At 65.9% G+C, this 14506-nt stretch carries 15 protein-coding genes and 1 pseudogene; 10 read left to right on the top strand and 6 right to left on the bottom strand.

Annotated elements, in window-relative coordinates; translation table 11 throughout:
* Window positions 1–87: 87 nt before the first annotated feature.
* From AC5RVY_RS07275 to AC5RVY_RS07265, 3 genes are all read right to left on the bottom strand, one after another.
* Complete coding sequence (locus AC5RVY_RS07275; RefSeq protein ID WP_493954031.1) at window positions 88–1116, bottom strand: NAD-dependent epimerase/dehydratase family protein; 1029 nt, start codon at window positions 1114–1116, stop codon at window positions 88–90.
* Window positions 1110–2081, bottom strand: coding sequence for an aldo/keto reductase (locus AC5RVY_RS07270; protein WP_493954030.1), 972 nt, complete (start codon window positions 2079–2081; stop codon window positions 1110–1112). Before AC5RVY_RS07270 ends, AC5RVY_RS07275 begins: the two co-directional genes overlap by 7 nt.
* A gap of 98 nt (window positions 2082–2179) precedes the next feature.
* Window positions 2180–3001: an aldo/keto reductase gene (locus AC5RVY_RS07265; protein ID WP_493954029.1), complete on the bottom strand. Its 822-nt coding sequence runs from the start codon at window positions 2999–3001 to the stop codon at window positions 2180–2182.
* A gap of 210 nt (window positions 3002–3211) precedes the next feature.
* Between AC5RVY_RS07265 and AC5RVY_RS07260 the strand changes: the two genes are divergently transcribed.
* Both AC5RVY_RS07260 and AC5RVY_RS07255 read left to right on the top strand, forming a co-directional pair.
* The gene (locus tag AC5RVY_RS07260) at window positions 3212–4117 is read left to right on the top strand and encodes a helix-turn-helix domain-containing protein (RefSeq protein ID WP_493954028.1); all 906 of its coding nucleotides are present in this window, start codon (window positions 3212–3214) and stop codon (window positions 4115–4117) included.
* A gap of 127 nt (window positions 4118–4244) precedes the next feature.
* A complete protein-coding gene (locus tag AC5RVY_RS07255) occupies window positions 4245–4460 on the top strand; it encodes a hypothetical protein (RefSeq protein WP_493954027.1) in 216 nt (71 codons plus the stop codon).
* A gap of 84 nt (window positions 4461–4544) precedes the next feature.
* Here the strand turns inward: AC5RVY_RS07255 and AC5RVY_RS07250 are convergent, their stop codons facing one another.
* The gene (locus AC5RVY_RS07250) at window positions 4545–4757 is read right to left on the bottom strand and encodes a dodecin (protein WP_493954026.1); all 213 of its coding nucleotides are present in this window, start codon (window positions 4755–4757) and stop codon (window positions 4545–4547) included.
* Window positions 4758–4873: 116 nt separating this feature from the next.
* The gene (locus AC5RVY_RS07245) at window positions 4874–5578 is read right to left on the bottom strand and encodes a FadR/GntR family transcriptional regulator (RefSeq protein ID WP_493954025.1); all 705 of its coding nucleotides are present in this window, start codon (window positions 5576–5578) and stop codon (window positions 4874–4876) included.
* A gap of 160 nt (window positions 5579–5738) precedes the next feature.
* Here AC5RVY_RS07245 and AC5RVY_RS07240 point away from each other — a divergent pair, with 160 nt between their 5' ends.
* The 8 genes and pseudogenes from AC5RVY_RS07240 (at window position 5739) to AC5RVY_RS07205 (ending at window position 14064) form a co-directional block, all read left to right on the top strand.
* A complete protein-coding gene (locus tag AC5RVY_RS07240) occupies window positions 5739–7265 on the top strand; it encodes a four-carbon acid sugar kinase family protein (protein ID WP_493954024.1) in 1527 nt (508 codons plus the stop codon).
* An 80-nt stretch (window positions 7266–7345) separates the two neighbouring features.
* Window positions 7346–8158 (top strand): annotated as a pseudogene (locus AC5RVY_RS07235) (NAD(P)-dependent oxidoreductase); the annotation flags it as partial.
* A 220-nt stretch (window positions 8159–8378) separates the two neighbouring features.
* Window positions 8379–9845, top strand: coding sequence for a GntP family transporter (locus tag AC5RVY_RS07230; RefSeq protein WP_493954023.1), 1467 nt, complete (start codon window positions 8379–8381; stop codon window positions 9843–9845).
* Entirely contained in the window at window positions 9845–10696 is an 852-nt protein-coding gene (locus tag AC5RVY_RS07225) for a class II fructose-bisphosphate aldolase (protein ID WP_493954022.1), read from the top strand. Before AC5RVY_RS07230 ends, AC5RVY_RS07225 begins: the two co-directional genes overlap by 1 nt.
* Before the next feature lie 37 nt (window positions 10697–10733).
* A complete protein-coding gene (locus tag AC5RVY_RS07220; protein ID WP_493954021.1) occupies window positions 10734–11141 on the top strand; it encodes a DUF1304 domain-containing protein in 408 nt (135 codons plus the stop codon).
* Between the two features lie 79 nt (window positions 11142–11220).
* Entirely contained in the window at window positions 11221–12561 is a 1341-nt protein-coding gene (locus AC5RVY_RS07215) for an acyltransferase family protein (RefSeq protein ID WP_493954020.1), read from the top strand.
* A gap of 15 nt (window positions 12562–12576) precedes the next feature.
* On the top strand, window positions 12577–12930 hold the full coding sequence (locus AC5RVY_RS07210) for a GNAT family N-acetyltransferase (RefSeq protein WP_493954019.1): 354 nt from the start codon (window positions 12577–12579) through the stop codon (window positions 12928–12930).
* Window positions 12931–13104: 174 nt separating this feature from the next.
* The gene (locus AC5RVY_RS07205) at window positions 13105–14064 is read left to right on the top strand and encodes an NAD(P)/FAD-dependent oxidoreductase (protein ID WP_493954018.1); all 960 of its coding nucleotides are present in this window, start codon (window positions 13105–13107) and stop codon (window positions 14062–14064) included.
* Here the strand turns inward: AC5RVY_RS07205 and AC5RVY_RS07200 are convergent.
* Window positions 14061–14384 (bottom strand): hypothetical protein, encoded by a 324-nt coding sequence (locus AC5RVY_RS07200; RefSeq protein ID WP_493954017.1) that lies wholly within the window; start codon window positions 14382–14384, stop codon window positions 14061–14063. The genes AC5RVY_RS07205 and AC5RVY_RS07200 overlap by 4 nt on opposite strands.
* Between the last annotated feature and the right edge of the window lie 122 nt (window positions 14385–14506).

Here is a 14506-nt window from a genome sequence, read left to right as displayed (position 1 = left end):
TGATCAGGATCAGCGTCCCCACACCATTCCGGTGATTTCGAGGGGCAGCAGGCCGTCGGTCACCTGCGGTCCGCGCGCTGGAGGGCCTCAGGCGCCCTGCCGCGCCCAGCTGGTGAGCTTATCGGAGAGCTGCATGTAAGCCTCGTTTACCTGCTGCAGCTCCGGGTGAACGTCGTGCCACTCGACGATTTCCCGGGCCCCGTCCGCAAACGGGATGGTGGCGGCGTAGTCCGGGACCAGGGATTTGATCTTGGTGTTGTCAAAGACCACCGAATGGGACCGGTCGCCCAAGAGGTTGGAACCCAACTCCTGGTCATGGGCTGCAATGGTTTCGGAAGCAACGTGCACAAGTTCCGGTTCCCGGACGCCCGCTGCCCGGGCAAAGAGCCGATAAATCTGGTTCCAGGGCAGGTATTCGTCCGAGGTAATGGTGTAGCTCTCGCCCACCGCCTGCGGCCTTCCAAGCAGGCCGACGAAGGCCTTGGCGAAATCCTTGGTGTGCGTGAGCGTCCACAGTGAGGTTCCGTCGCCGTGGACCATGACCGGTAGACCACTGCGCATCCGGTGGATGTCCGTCCAGCCACCCACCATGGCGATCTTGGTGTGGTCGTAGGTGTGCGACGGGCGGACCACAGTGAGCGGGAAGTCCTGCTCGCGGTAGGCCCGGAAGAGAAGCTCCTCGCACGCGATCTTGTCCCGTGAATACTGCCAGAAGGGGTTTTTCAGCGGCGTGGATTCCCGGATCGGCAGCCGGGTGGGCGGCTTCTGGTAGGCGGACGCCGAGCTGATGAAGACGTACTGGGCAGCCCGGTCCCGGTGCAGCTCCAGGCTGGTCTGCGCCTGCTCCGGGGTGTAGGAGATGAAGTCTGCGACGGCGTCGAATTCCCTTCCGCCCAGTACCTCCCGGACGGCTGCCGCATCACGGACGTCCGCGTGCAGCACTTCTGTCCCATCCGGGACCGGCCTGGTGGAGTGGCCCCGGTTGAGGATGGTCAGCCGGTGTCCCAGCGCGACGGCGCGTTGTGCGGCCGCCGCGCTGATGACGCCTGTGCCGCCGATGAAAAGGAAGCTTTTCGGCGCCACTGTATTGGCTTCGCGGGCGAGTGGGTTCACCACGCGTAGTCTTCCGGTGCCGGCTTGTGCCCGGGGAAGATGCCATCGAGCCGCTTGAGGGCATCGGCGTCGAGCGTGACGTCCAGGGCCCGGATGGCGGCGTCGAGTTGTTCCTGGGTGCGCGGCCCGACGATGGGTGCCGTGACCGCGGGTTGGTGCAGCAGCCAGGCCAGGGCGATGTCACCGGGTTCCTGGCCCAGGTCATCGGCAAAGTCCTCGAACTGCTGGATCTGGTCTTGGTGCTTCTTGAGCGTTTCGGCGGCGCGGCCCTCGGTCCGCCGGACACCCTGCCGCTCCTTCTTCAGCACCCCGCCCAGGAGTCCGCCCTGAAGCGGGGACCAGGGGATCAGTCCGAGCCCGTATTGCTGGGCGGCTGGAATGACCTCCAGTTCCACCTGGCGCATAAACAGGTTGTAGATGGATTGCTCGCTGACCAGGCCGGTGTAGTTCCGCCGCCGGGCAGCTTCCTGGGCCTGGGCGATGTGCCAGCCGGCGAAGTTGCTGCTGCCCGAATACAGGATCTTGCCCTGCTGTACGGCGACGTCGATGGCCTGCCAGATCTCGTCCCAGGGAGTGTCCCGGTCAATGTGATGGAACTGGTAGATATCGATGTAGTCCGTCTGCAGGCGCTTCAGGCTGGCATCCAGGGCGCGGCGGATGTTCAGCGCGGAGAGTTTCGATTCATTGGGACGGTCCGTCATGGTGCCGTACAGCTTGGTGGCCAGCACCGTGTGCTCACGGCGCTCGCCGCCCTTGGCGAACCAGCGGCCGATGATCTCTTCGGTCCAGCCGCGGTGCCCGGCGCCGCCGTACACGTTCGCGGTATCAAAGAAGTTGATGCCGTTCCCATGCGCCGAGTCCATGATGCTGTGCGCGTCGGCTTCCTCCGTCTGGGGGCCGAAATTCATGGTGCCCAGGCAGAGCCGGGAGACTTTCAGGCCTGAGCGGCCAAGGTGCGTGTACTGCATTGGTGGATCCTTTCGGTGTTACAGCTGCCGGGCCGGTGGTTGAGCCTGCCTGGCCGGTGGTTGAGCCTGTCGATACCGACCCGGCTGGCCTAAACCGGCTACATCTGGGTGAAGGAGGCGACAGCGGGATCGGAGCCGAGGCGGGCGCCGGATTCGAGGGCTGTGATGGCCGCGATCTCGTCGCTGGAAAGCGTCAGGGTCGAGGCCGCGAAGTTTTCCCGGATCCGGGAAGCCTGGCTGGACTTGGGAATACCGATGTTTCCGGCCGCCAGGTGCCAGGCGAGGACTACCTGGGCAGTGGTGGCGTTGTGGGCATTGGCGATAGCGGTTACCGCGTTCCCGTTCAAGTCGGCGCCGCGGCCCAGCGGGCTGTAGGCTTCCACGGCGATGCCCAGGTTCCTGCACTTGTCCGCCAACTCTGCCTGCTGGTAGCTGGGGTGGAGCTCGATCTGGTTGACGGCCGGGACGATCTCGGCAGACTCCAGCAGATGGTCCAGATGGTCGGCGAGGAAGTTGGAGACACCAATGGCACGGATCTCGTTGTTTTCGTACAGCCGCTCCAGCTCTTTCCAGGCCTGCACATACAGCCCCTGGGACGGGACCGGCCAGTGGATGAGGTACAGGTCCACGTAATCCAGGCCGAGTGCCTTGCGGCTGTTCTGGAATGCTGCCTGGGCCCGGTCCTGTTCACCGTTGCGGAGCTTGGTGGTGACGAAGATGTCCCCGCGGGCAATGCCGGTAGCTGCTAGCGCTGCTCCCACCCCGGCCTCATTGCGGTAGGCGGCTGCGGTGTCGATGTGGCGGTAACCCGCCTCGAGTGCGTCCTCCACGGCCCGCTGGGTTTCCTCCGGCGGTACCTGGAATACGCCGAAACCCAACTGGGGGATGGTGATGCCGTTGTTCAGTGTCAGCTCTGACATGGGGTGGCTCCTTGAAAAGTGCAGGGGTGGAAGTGCGGAGTGGGTGCCGTGGGCTCGACCATAAGAAAGCGGTTTCCGCTTAGCTTGCTATTGAGCCTATGCACTTTCGCCCGGGATGTCAGTAAGTCTGGCTGATCTTGTTTTTCCTAGGACTGGCAGTCCTACCTTCGTTGTAGAACCCGGCGTCCCGGGCGGGTCACAATGGTGTGCATGGGTCAAAGCGCCGAGTTCGGAAAATTCCTCAAAGCCATGCGGTCCCGGTTGAGTCCGGAGGACGTTGGTGCCGGAGCCCCGTCCGGCTCGCGCAGGGTGCCGGGGCTGCGGCGCGAGGAGGTGGCCCGGCTGGCCGGAGTCAGCACGGACTACTACGTCCGGCTCGAACAGGGACGGAATATCCACCCGTCGCGCACGGTGCTGGACGCCGTGTCCGGGGCGCTTCGGCTGAGCAGCAGCGAGCACGCGCACATGATGGACCTGCTGGAGCACTGCGCCGCGGCACCGCGTTCCGCGGGGCAACCGGCCCAAGGAGTCCGCCCCGCACTGCGCCATCTGCTGGAAGCCGTGGGCCATGTGCCGGCCATGGTGCTGGGGCGGCGCAGTGACGTGCTGGCCGGGAACCCGCTGGCCTTCCTGCTCTTCGCTGATTTCCCCGCACTGCCGCCGGCGGAAAGGAACCTGACCCGCTGGCTGATCCTCGACCCCGCTGCGCGGGAGCTGTTCCGCGACTGGAAGACCGTGGCAGCGGAAGCTGCAGGGGCACTGCGCCTCGACGTGGGCCGGCACCCCAATGACGCCCAGGCCAACCAGCTGGTAGGTGAACTGGCAGTCAACAGCGAGCACTTCCGGCAATGGTGGGCGGGCCACCGCGTGGCGAGCCGGTCGGCGGGGACAGTCCGCCTGCACCACCCCGCCGTCGGGGACCTTGAACTGAACTTTGAAAGCCTTGTCCTCCCGGACGACCCCGACCAGATGCTCAGGGTCTATTCCGCCCGGCCCGGTTCGCCGTCGTCGGATGCCCTTGCTTTGCTGGGCAGCCTCGGCGCAGCGGGGGCAGCTGGGGAGCCGCACATTATTCCTGCGGACACTCCGGCCGCCGTGGTGGAGGGCGGGGAGTAAATGCCCTGGCCTCAGGCTGTACATTTGGCCAGCCGGGGGCGCTGATTCTGGCCACGAGCCCATTGGGAAGCTGCGGCCGCCTTCCTAGGCTGGAGGCACAACTGCTTACCCAAGGATGGTCTCAACGATGAAACGCATCGCACTGCTCAAGGAACGCCAGGCAGCGCCGGCCGGCACTCCCTCCACCGCCACCGGCTCGCATTGCCCGGTGTCCGGCCTCTGGAGCCCGGACCAGGACCCGCACACAGTGCTGTCCTTCTTCGAAGGCCACGTGTTTCCGGCGTTCGACGGCGTCCCCACCGTATGGCGGCGGCGTTCAGCAGGCACTGTCTCGGCCAACTAGCCCCGCTTAAACGCCAACTGACTCGCAGTTAACGTCGTCAAAATACGATTTGGCGACGCCTGCTGCGAGTCAGTTGGGCGGGAACTACTGTTCTTCGAGCCGGAAACCGAGCTTGATGGTTACCTGCCAGTCAGCAACTTTGCCCTCTTCCAGGTGCCCGCGTATCTCCTTGACTTCAAACCAGTCGAGGTTGCGCAGGGTCCGGGAGGCCTTGGCGATACCGTTGCGGACGGCGTCGTCCACCCCCTGATCAGACGTGCCGACAATTTCGGAAATGCTGTATGTGTGGTTGGACAAGTTCGCTCCTCGTGATTGCCTTTCGGGCTCCCGGTTGCGGGCCGTTCTTGAAGACTAATGGCACTCCAATTGCGTTGACCAGCCTTTATCGCGATGTTCCGCGCGACAGCTGAGTGCTACTTCGCCTCGAGGACCAGGCTCTTGAGGTCGTCCAGGGTCTGCTGCATGTGCGCGTCCATGGCCTCCCGCGACCGGGCAGCGTCACGCGATTCCAGCGCCTCGGCAATGTTCTGGTGATGACCGATGGCGTGCACCTGGATCTCGGGCACGGCTGACGTTTCGGTCCGCCGCTTTTCCAGGACACGGTGGAGCGGTTCAAAGAGGACGGCCACAAAAACGTTCCCGGAGGAGTGCAGGATCAGGTCGTGGAAAGCGAGGTCCGCTTCCACAAACGCGGCAACGTCATTGACCTCGTGGGCGGCGCGCATAGCGGCCACATGGCCGAAGAGCACCTGGATATCAGCGTCAGCGATCCGTCCGGCCGCGAGCTCACAGGCCCCGGTTTCCAGCATGCGCCTCAGTTCGATGAGCTGGACTGAAGCCTCTGCTTCGTTTTTGCCCTCTGAAGCAGCTCTCAGGACAGCCTCCAGTGAAGCCCACCGGTTGAGCGGGTTCACGAAGGTGCCGCGGCCACGCTCCACACTGAGGATCCGCTGCGCCTCAAGCGTTTTCATGGCCTCGCGGACGGTCATCCGGCTGACTTCGTGCCTGGCGCTGAGCTCGTGCTCACCGGGAACGGTGGCACCGGGCGGAAATTCCCCCGCAATGATGCGGTCGAGGAGTTCGTCGGCCACCTGTCCTACCAGCGACTTCCTTGCCATTGCTGCCCCCATGATTGCCCTTGCGGATATGTCAGACAAGTCTACTTGCGCGTCTTTATGTCCTGTGCCACACTGGCTTTCAGATGCAAGATGTCAGACATCTTACAGTTGCTATTACATCAGAATCCGCTGCCCGGATTCATACACAATGGAGTGCAGTGTGACGCTTGAAGCAGACGTTCTGGCCGCCTATCCGGCCGAAGTCCGAATTCCCGCCGAACTGGTGGCCAATACCCTGGCTGCCTCCAACGCGGAGACTCCCCGCGTGTTGGTGGTGCTCGACGACGACCCCACCGGAACGCAGTCCGTGGCAGATCTGCCGGTGCTCACCCGCTGGGAGGTTGAGGACTTCATCTGGGCCTTCGGCCACATCCAGCAGACCGAAGCCGGGCCTGCCGTGTACGTGCTGACCAACACCCGCAGCCTCGACCCCGCAGAAGCCGCCGCCCGCAATGAGGAAGTGGTGCGCAACGCCCTCGCCGCCGCCGGGTCCCCTGAGAAACTGCGGCTGGGCTTTGTCAGCCGCAGCGATTCCACCCTCCGCGGCCACTATCCTTTGGAGCCGGACGTCATCACCGCCACCGTTGCAGATGCCAGCGGAGAGAAGACCGACGGCGTGGTGCTGGTTCCAGCCTTCCCCGACGCCGGGCGGGTCACCATCGGCGGTATCCACTACATGCGCGGCACGGGCGAGGCAGCCGGCACGCTCACCCGGGTGTCCGAGACGGAATTCGCCAAGGACGCCACCTTCGGCTTCACCACCTCCGTCATGGCTGACTACGTGGCAGAGAAGTCCCGTGGACGCTTCGCCGCCGAGTCCGTGATTGTCCTGGATCTGAACACCATCCGCGCCGGAGCGGCGGCGGAAGTTGCCGGAGATGCCGCAGCCGCCGCGAGGATCAGCGCGAACGCCATCGCCGACGCCATCGAAGCCGCCACGGACTCCAATCCGATCGTGGCGGACATCGTCACCGAAAACGACCTCCGCGCCCTTTCCCTTGGTCTGGAAGAATCCGAGCGCCGCGGCAAGAAGCTCCTCTACCGCGTGGGTCCGCCGTTCGTGCGGGCCCGGATCGGCCAGGAAATCCGGACAGAACTGAGCGGTGCCGAAGCCTACGCCGGCAACACCCCGTCGGAGGCGGGCGGCCTCATCGTCGTCGGCTCGCACGTGGGCGTTACCACCCGCCAGCTCAAGGCCCTGACTGAACAGCACAGCGCTGCCCGCATTGTGGAGATCGACGTCGAGAAGCTGCTTGCCGCCGAAACCGAGACCGCCGCTGACGCCTACCTGGACCAGATCGTGGACGGCGTCGTCGAAGCCCTCCGCGGCGGCGAGGTCATCGTCCACACCAGCCGGCTGCTCATCAAGACCGACGGTCCCGCCGCGAGCCTGCGGATCGCGCGCACCGTCTCGGCCGCCGTCGTGGCCGTGGTCAACCGGACGCTCAAGACCTTCCCGCCGCGGTTCGTCATCGCCAAGGGCGGGATCACCTCCTCCGACGTTGCCGCCCACGGCCTGGAGATCCGACACGCAATCGTCCGCGGGCCCATGCTCCCGGGCATCGTTTCGCTCTGGGAACCGGTGGACGGACTCGCCAAGGGCATTCCGTACATCGTTTTCGCCGGCAACGTGGGCGATGACCAGTCCCTCGCCGACGTCACCCGCAAGCTCAGCACCACTTTCTAGTACCCCACCGGCTCCCAACCCTCGCAAGCTCCGGCTGGGCCCTCGCCCGCGTGGGCCCAGCCAATTTCAAGGAGAACACCATGACCAGCAATTACACCGTGACCGTCCTGGGCCTTGGGGCCATGGGCCTGCCCATGGCCACCCGCCTGGCCTCCCAGTTGACCGTCCACGGCTTCGACATCGCCGAACCCCGCCTGAAGCTTGCTGAAGAAGCAGGCATCGCCACGTTCGCCTCCGCCCGCGAAGCGGCGAAGGGCGCCGATGCCGTGCTCCTGGCCGTCCGCAACGGCGAACAGCTCAACGATGTCCTCTTCGGCGAGAACGGCGTGGCCTCCGTCCTGGAAGCCGGGGCGGTCGTCATCCTCGGCAGCACCGTAGGCACCGAAGCCATCCCGGCAACGGTCGCCGAGCTGGCCGAATACGGCGTTGAGCTCGTGGACGCCCCGCTGTCCGGCGGCCCCAAGCGCGCCGGTGAAGGCGATCTTCTGATCGTTGTCGGCGCTTCCCCGGAAGCCCGGGAAAAGGCAGCCCCCGCACTGGAGCTCCTGGCCTCCACCCTGACAGTCGTGGGCGACAAGCCCGGCGACGGCCAAGCCCTCAAGACCGTCAACCAGCTCCTCTGCGGCGTCCACATTGCAGCCGCCGCCGAGGCCATGGCCCTCGCCGATGCGCTGGGACTGGACCAGGCCAAAACCCTCGCCGCCCTGGAAGCCGGGGCCGCGGGCTCGTTCATGCTCTCCAACCGCGGCCCCCGCATCCTCGAGGCCTACAAGGAGGAAGGCGCTGAGGTCCTGTCCCGCCTGGACATCTTCGTCAAGGACATGGGCATCGTAGGCAAAGCCACCCGCGCCGCCGGCCTCGCAACTCCCGTTGCTGCCGCGGCGGAGCAGCTCTACCTCCTGGGCCAGGCCCAGGGCCTCGCAGCCGCCGATGACTCAGCCGTCATCAAGGTTGTCGCCCCCAGCAAGCGGACCAAGTAGCAAGCACCCCGAAAACGTACGACGACGGCGGTCCCCCTCCGCCGTCGTCGTACCTCCAGCGTTTCCCCCTGGAAAAAACAGCGCCTGATTGCCCGTCTTCCGGAAGACTGGCCCGTCAAAGGAGACACCCGTCATGAATCACCTGATCAACCCCCTCATAGTGCGGGCGGCTGATGCTCCAGCCATCAAACCCGCAGTGGAGCTGGGCACCCCGCTGCTGCTGACCATCGCCGCCCTTGGCATTGCCGTGTTGCTGGTGATGATCATCCGCTTCAAGATTCAGGCTTTCGTTGCCCTGCTTACAGTGAGCATCCTGGTGGCCGTTGCCGCCCAGATCCCGCTCAAGGACGTCTTCACCGTTGTGGCCAACGGCGTGGGCAGCACCATGGGTAAAGTTGCGCTGCTGATCGCCCTCGGTGCCGTCCTGGGCCGCATGATTGAGGTGTCCGGCGGCGTCCAGTCGCTTGCCGCCCACTTCACCGCGAAGCTCGGTGCCAAGCGGGTGGCCGTTGCCCTCACCGCCGTCGGCTTCCTCGTAGCCATCCCCGTGTTCTTCGAGGTCGGCGTCATCGTCCTGGTCCCCATCGTGTACGCCTTCGCCAAGATCGCCAAGGTGCACCCGGTCAAGTTCGGCCTGCCCATGGCCGGCATCATGCTCTCCATCCACGTTGCCGTCCCGCCGCATCCCGGCATCGTGGCAGGCGCGGGCGTCTTTGGCGCGGACATCGGACTCATCACCCTCATTTCGCTGCTCATCTGCATCCCCCTCGGCTTCCTGTCCTACTGGGTAGCCGGCATCATGAACCGCAGGGACTACGAGCTGCTCCCATCCGTCAGGGCCCAGGTTGAGGAGTTCGGCTCTGACGCCCTGATCAAGGTGGGCCACGATGGCCCCGGTGCTGCCGCCATCGCACCGCCGCGTCCCGGACTGATCATCTTCCTGATTGCTGCCCCTATCGTGCAGATCCTGCTCGGCACCCTCGGCACGCTCACCATTCCGAAGGACAACTCCTGGTACGGCCTGGCCGCTTTTGTGGGCAACCCGTTCTTCGCACTCCTGATGGCCGTAGCCCTGTCCTTCTTCCTGCTGGCAGTCCGCCGGAACTGGTCGCTGAAGGAAACCGGTGACATCTTCGAAGGCGCGCTGCCTCCCATCGCGTCCATCCTGATGGTGGTTGCTGCAGGCGGCGTATTCGGTGAAGTCCTGCGCACCTCCGGCATCGGTGCCGCCCTGTCCCAGACCCTGGACCACTTGGGCCTGCCCGTCGTCGCGCTGGGTTTCGTCATCTCCCTGGCACTTCGCGCCGCGCAGGGTTCGGCCACGGTTGCCATCGTCACCACTACGGGCCTGCTCACCTCCGCCGTGGCGGAAGGCGGGTACACCCCGGCGCAGATCGCGGTCATCGTGATCGCCATCGGCTTCGGTTCGCTGGGACTGTCCCACGTCACCGATGCCGGATTCTGGACAGTGGTCCGCTACTACGGACTCACCGTTTCCGACGGCCTCAAAACCTGGACGGTACTCACCACCATCCTGGGCCTGGCCGGGTTCGCGCTGACTTTCGTGGCCTGGATGCTGGTGGGAGGCCTGGGCGTCTGATGCGCACCCGACTCGACCACCTGGTCACCTCCGCCCTCCAACAGGGCTCTGCTGTACCGGCCTTCACCTGCTACGACTTCACCACTGCCCTGGCCGTGGTGGCCGCGGCGGAGGAAGCCGGCCGCGGAGTCATCCTGCTGGTAGCCCCGAAAACAGCCGCCACCTCCAACGGGCTGCGCCTCATTGGGGCCCTCCGCGGCCTTGCGGACGCCGCAGCCGTGCCGGTTGCCGTGCAGCTTGACCATGCAATGGACCTGCAGGTTATGGCCGACGCCGTGGCGGCGGGGGCGGACTCCGTCCTCGCCGACGGTTCGTCCCTTCCCTCTGAGGAGAACATTGCGCTGGTCCTGGCAGCGCGCAGGCTGCTGGGACCCGGTGTGGTGCTGGAAGCAGAGCTGGGCGGCCTGGCCGGAGACGAAGACCGCGCCTTTGGCGCCGACCTGTCCGGCGTATCAACGGCCGGCCTGACCGATTCGGCACAGGTGGAGGATTTTGTGTCCCGGACCGGCGCGGAACTGCTGGCCGTCGCCGTCGGAAATGTCCACGGCAAGTACAAGGGCGAGCCGCAACTGCGCTGGGACGTGCTGCAGGACATCGCCGTGCGCACACACCTCCCGCTGGTGCTGCATGGCGCTTCCGGCATTCCTGCCGGGGAGCTGGTGAAGGCGGCGTCCATGAACGTGGGCAAGGTCAACTTCAACACCGAGCTCCGCACCGGCGTCCTGGCCACGCTTCAGGACCAGCTGCCGGCGCATCGGGCCGATGGTGAAAACCTCCAAGGGCTCCTGGCCCACTGGAAACAGTCCGCGGGCAGCTTCGCCAGCGCCACGCTGGCCACGCTCACCCGCTAAGGCCGCAGACCCCCGCAGGGGAGGCTAGGATCAGGCAATGGTCCTGGCCTCCCTCTTTTTTGCCTTCCTGGCCGCCGCGCTGCACGTCTACATCTTCACCATGGAGTCGGTCACGTGGACCAGGCCGGCCACGTGGAAGCGCTTTGGCGTAAATTCGCAGGCCGACGCCGAAACCACCAGGCCGCTCGCCTACAACCAGGGCTTCTACAACCTCTTCCTGGCTATCGGAGCGTTCATTGGGGTTGGCTGTGCTGCGCTGGGCGCTGAGGGATCGGCCCAGTCCGTGGCCGGCTGGACGCTGGTCTTCAGCAGTTGCGGATCCATGGTGCTGGCCGCCGCAGTCCTCGCCGGAACGGGCAGGAAGTACCTCCGCCCCGCAGCGGTCCAAGGCGCCACGCCCCTGCTCGCCGTCGTACTCGGTATTGCCGCCCTCCTGATGTCCTGACGTCCCCGGGCAGCCTTAATCAGGAACCGCCACGGGGGGACAATGGAGCTGTCAGCAGCGACGACTTCCGTGAGGTGGCATGGTGAGCGGCGTCAGGGACGGGACATCCCCTCTGCCCGGTACGGCAACCGGCCGTGACCCCGTCATAGACCTTGCCCGGTTCCTTTGCCTGGCCCTGGTGGTGGTGGGCCATTGCATGATGGTCAGCCCGGTGCAGCATCCGGACGGTACGGTGACCACGCACAACACCCTCGCCGAGCAGGACTGGTTTGTGCCCGTCATCTGGATATTTATGGTGATGCCGCTGTTTTTTGTTGCCGGTGGCGCCACCGGCCTGCAGTCCTGGCGGCGGCTCAAGGCACGGGGCGGCACGGCAGCGCAGTTCGCCCGGCTGCGGCTGCTGCGGCTGGTCCGGCCCGCCACCGTATTGCTCGCGGTGATGTTCCTGGCCCTCTGGGGCGCCGGGCTGCTGGGAGTGCATCCGCAGGCAGTGCAGCTGATGGCGGCGGGCGCCGCGATGCCCCTGTGGTTTTTGGCCGCCTATCTTGCGGCGCAGGTGAACATCCCGCTGCTGGCCGCCTGCCACACCCGCGCGCCGTGGCTCACCATGGGAGCCCTGACGGCGCTGGTGGTGGCGGTGGACTGTTTGCGGGGCGTGCTGCCTTCTCTGGCGTACGGCAACCTGGTGCTGCTGTGGTGCGCCGTACAGCAGATCGGCTTCTTCACAGCGGACGGATATTGGGGCAGGATTTCACGTTCGGGGCTGCTGGGGATCGCGGTATCGGCGAACCTTGTCCTGGGTCTCGTAACGGGCCTCGGGCTGTACCCGGGAAACATGCTCGTAAACCTTAATCCACCAAACCTGACCCTGCTCCTGCTGGGCATTGCGCAGGCTGCCATCCTGGAATGTGCCAGGCCCCCGCTGGCGCGGTTCTGCTCGCTGGGGTGGGTGCAGGCCCTGCTGTCCGCCCTTGGAGCCCGCTCGCTGACTGTGTACCTCTGGCACCTTCCGCTGCTGGTGGGAATGTCCGGCCTGCTCCTCCTCACCCCCCTTCCGCAGCCCGCCTCCGGTACCGCCGCGTGGTGGTGGTCCAGGCCTGTGGTGCTCCTGGCGCTGATCCTCCTCCTGCTGCCGGTGGTGGCCGCCGTCGGGCGCCTTGAGGAACGGCCAACGCCGACCACCACCTTCCGCGGCCGGCGGCCTGCCGTATCTGCCGCCGTCGTGCTGGTTTTCCTTCCCGCCACTGCCGCGGCCCTGGGCGGGCTCACGCCGGGACTGCTGGGGGCCGGGGCGTTGTCCTTTGCCGCGGCAGTCCTGTTGCTGGATGGAAGGGGGGACAGGACGGGCAGCCCTGCCGGGTCCACGCCGAAGGGAAGCCGCAGGAGGGGGCAGCCGGGCATTGCCAGCGGCGTGAAGTAGTGCCAGTGTCGAACCATGACCGAGAACATGATGTCCGCCGAGGATAGGTTCACCCCCGACGTCTCAATGCGGCGAAACGATGCGCAAAGCCGCTACGAGCTGCATGTGGGCGGCAAACTTGCCGTCCAGTCCTTCTACCGGGACCTGCCCGGCCACATCGACTTCAGCCACACCGAAACCTCTCCCGAGTTCGAAGGCCAGGGCCTGGGCAAGGTGCTCGCCCACTTCGCCCTGGATGACGTGGTGGCGGCAGGAAAGCGGATCATCCCGCATTGCCCCTTCATCTCCGCGTACCTGCGCAAGCATGAGGGCTACGAACAGTGCGTCGACTGGCCCGAGCGGCCTGCCAGGACGGGATTGGGAGCCTAGGCCGGGACCGGTATTTTCTGCTCCTTCCGGCCTGCCATCCAGTCCAGGCCCGGGCCAGGCGTTATTGTGCGCCGGAGCCGGGTAATTCCTTCCCAGCGGTGTCTTGCAGGAGGCGCGCGCATTCGTGACCGCGCACGCTTCTGGGCTGCTGCGCACACCGGGAAGGAATCGGGGATGAACCACCTCGAGCAACTGTTTGATGTCGCCGTCATCGGCGGCGGGCCGGCCGGATTGAGCGCCGGAGTGGCCCTGGCCAGGGCGTTGCGCTCAGTGCTGGTGATTGACGCGGGCGCGCAGCGGAACCTGCCGGCGGATGGCGTGCACGGCTTCCTGACACGCGAGGGGGTGAGTCCCCGGGAACTGCTCGCTGCCGGACGCGCGGAGCTGGAGGGCTATGGCGGCACCGCTGTGACCGGCCTGGTGACGTCCGCGGCCCGTGCGGAAGGCAACTTTGTGCTCTCGCTGGACGACGGCTCCACCTGCACAGCACGCCGGCTGCTGATTACCTCGGGCATTGAGGATGAGCTTCCGGACCTGCCGGGCGTGCGCGAGCGCTGGGGCCGGGACGTCCTGTACTGCCCCTACTGCCATGGCTGGGAGATCCGGAACCAGGCGGTGGGAGTGCTCGCTTCCGACTCCCATGCCGTGCTCCAGGCCCTGACCTTCCGGCAGTGGAGCAGCGACGTGACGCTCCTGCTCAACGGCGAACTGACGCCCACCCCTGGCCAGCGGGAACAGCTGGACGCCCGGTCCGTGAAGGTGGTGGCCGGCAAGGTCCGCTCCCTGGTGGTGCAGGACGACAAGCTGGGGGCGGTCATGCTCGACGACGGCTCGGCGGTACCGCTGGAGGTGCTGGTGGTGAGCCCGGCGACTGTCAGCAGGGCAAATATGCTCCAGGCCCTTGGGCTGGAACCGGACGGTCTGGAGGAGGGGCCGGGCACCCGGTTGCAGACCGATGAATCAGGGCTGACGTCCTGCCCGGGGGTGTGGGCCGCGGGGAATGCCACGGATGTGTCAGCCCAGGTGATGATGGCGGCGGCCGCCGGACTGAAAGCGGCCGCCGCCATCAACGCGGACCTGGTGCTGGAGGATACCCGGCAGGCGGTGGAGGCGGCGAGGGCGCCCGCAGGTTAGCTGGCGAGGGCGTGTTCCGCTGCTGCCGGGACATCAATGGTGAAGCCGCAGGCACAGCGGTAGGTCTCCACGCTGGCGGGCAACAGTCCGACACCGGACGAGGAGCCGGTGGCGACCATCTTTGCACCATCAACCTGGACCGGCTGGAAGAGGGGCGTCTCATTCGGATCCACGCGCTTCATCGGCGTCCGGCAATGCACTTTTGAATTCAGCGTTTCCAGCAGACCCACGTCCACCGGGCGGAAGGAGCTCGCGGACGCCCTTCCCCCTGCTGCCGTTTCGAGGGCGGCCTGGAGCTGGTCTTCGGTAGCGGTGGTCATGATGGTCGGTCCTTGGGCTTCTTACGGTCCTGCCGGCGTTGGCAGCCCCGCCGCAGCTGCTTGCGGAGGTTCATTTACCCCATAAGAAAAGCATGCTTACTAATCGGGAAACAAATCCGGAT

The sequence above is a fragment of the Arthrobacter sp. Ha26 genome, from assembly GCF_059091705.1.
The sequence above is the reverse complement of the archived record's forward strand: the minus strand, read 5'-3'. Positions and strand labels throughout refer to the sequence as shown.

What these genes read in the sequence shown, in the direction of transcription:
- AC5RVY_RS07255 (WP_493954027.1), top strand. Translation starts at nt 4,245, where the DNA reads ATGAAACGCATCGCACTGCTCAAGGAACGCCAGGCAGCGCCGGCCGGC.
- AC5RVY_RS07210 (WP_493954019.1), top strand. Translation starts at nt 12,577, where the DNA reads ATGACCGAGAACATGATGTCCGCCGAGGATAGGTTCACCCCCGACGTC.
- AC5RVY_RS07200 (WP_493954017.1), bottom strand. Translation starts at nt 14,384, where the DNA reads ATGACCACCGCTACCGAAGACCAGCTCCAGGCCGCCCTCGAAACGGCA.
- AC5RVY_RS07260 (WP_493954028.1), top strand. Translation starts at nt 3,212, where the DNA reads ATGGGTCAAAGCGCCGAGTTCGGAAAATTCCTCAAAGCCATGCGGTCC.
- AC5RVY_RS07215 (WP_493954020.1), top strand. Translation starts at nt 11,221, where the DNA reads ATGGTGAGCGGCGTCAGGGACGGGACATCCCCTCTGCCCGGTACGGCA.
- AC5RVY_RS07205 (WP_493954018.1), top strand. Translation starts at nt 13,105, where the DNA reads ATGAACCACCTCGAGCAACTGTTTGATGTCGCCGTCATCGGCGGCGGG.
- AC5RVY_RS07230 (WP_493954023.1), top strand. Translation starts at nt 8,379, where the DNA reads ATGAATCACCTGATCAACCCCCTCATAGTGCGGGCGGCTGATGCTCCA.
- AC5RVY_RS07270 (WP_493954030.1), bottom strand. Translation starts at nt 2,081, where the DNA reads ATGCAGTACACGCACCTTGGCCGCTCAGGCCTGAAAGTCTCCCGGCTC.
- AC5RVY_RS07245 (WP_493954025.1), bottom strand. Translation starts at nt 5,578, where the DNA reads ATGGCAAGGAAGTCGCTGGTAGGACAGGTGGCCGACGAACTCCTCGAC.
- AC5RVY_RS07220 (WP_493954021.1), top strand. Translation starts at nt 10,734, where the DNA reads ATGGTCCTGGCCTCCCTCTTTTTTGCCTTCCTGGCCGCCGCGCTGCAC.
- AC5RVY_RS07225 (WP_493954022.1), top strand. Translation starts at nt 9,845, where the DNA reads ATGCGCACCCGACTCGACCACCTGGTCACCTCCGCCCTCCAACAGGGC.
- AC5RVY_RS07265 (WP_493954029.1), bottom strand. Translation starts at nt 3,001, where the DNA reads ATGTCAGAGCTGACACTGAACAACGGCATCACCATCCCCCAGTTGGGT.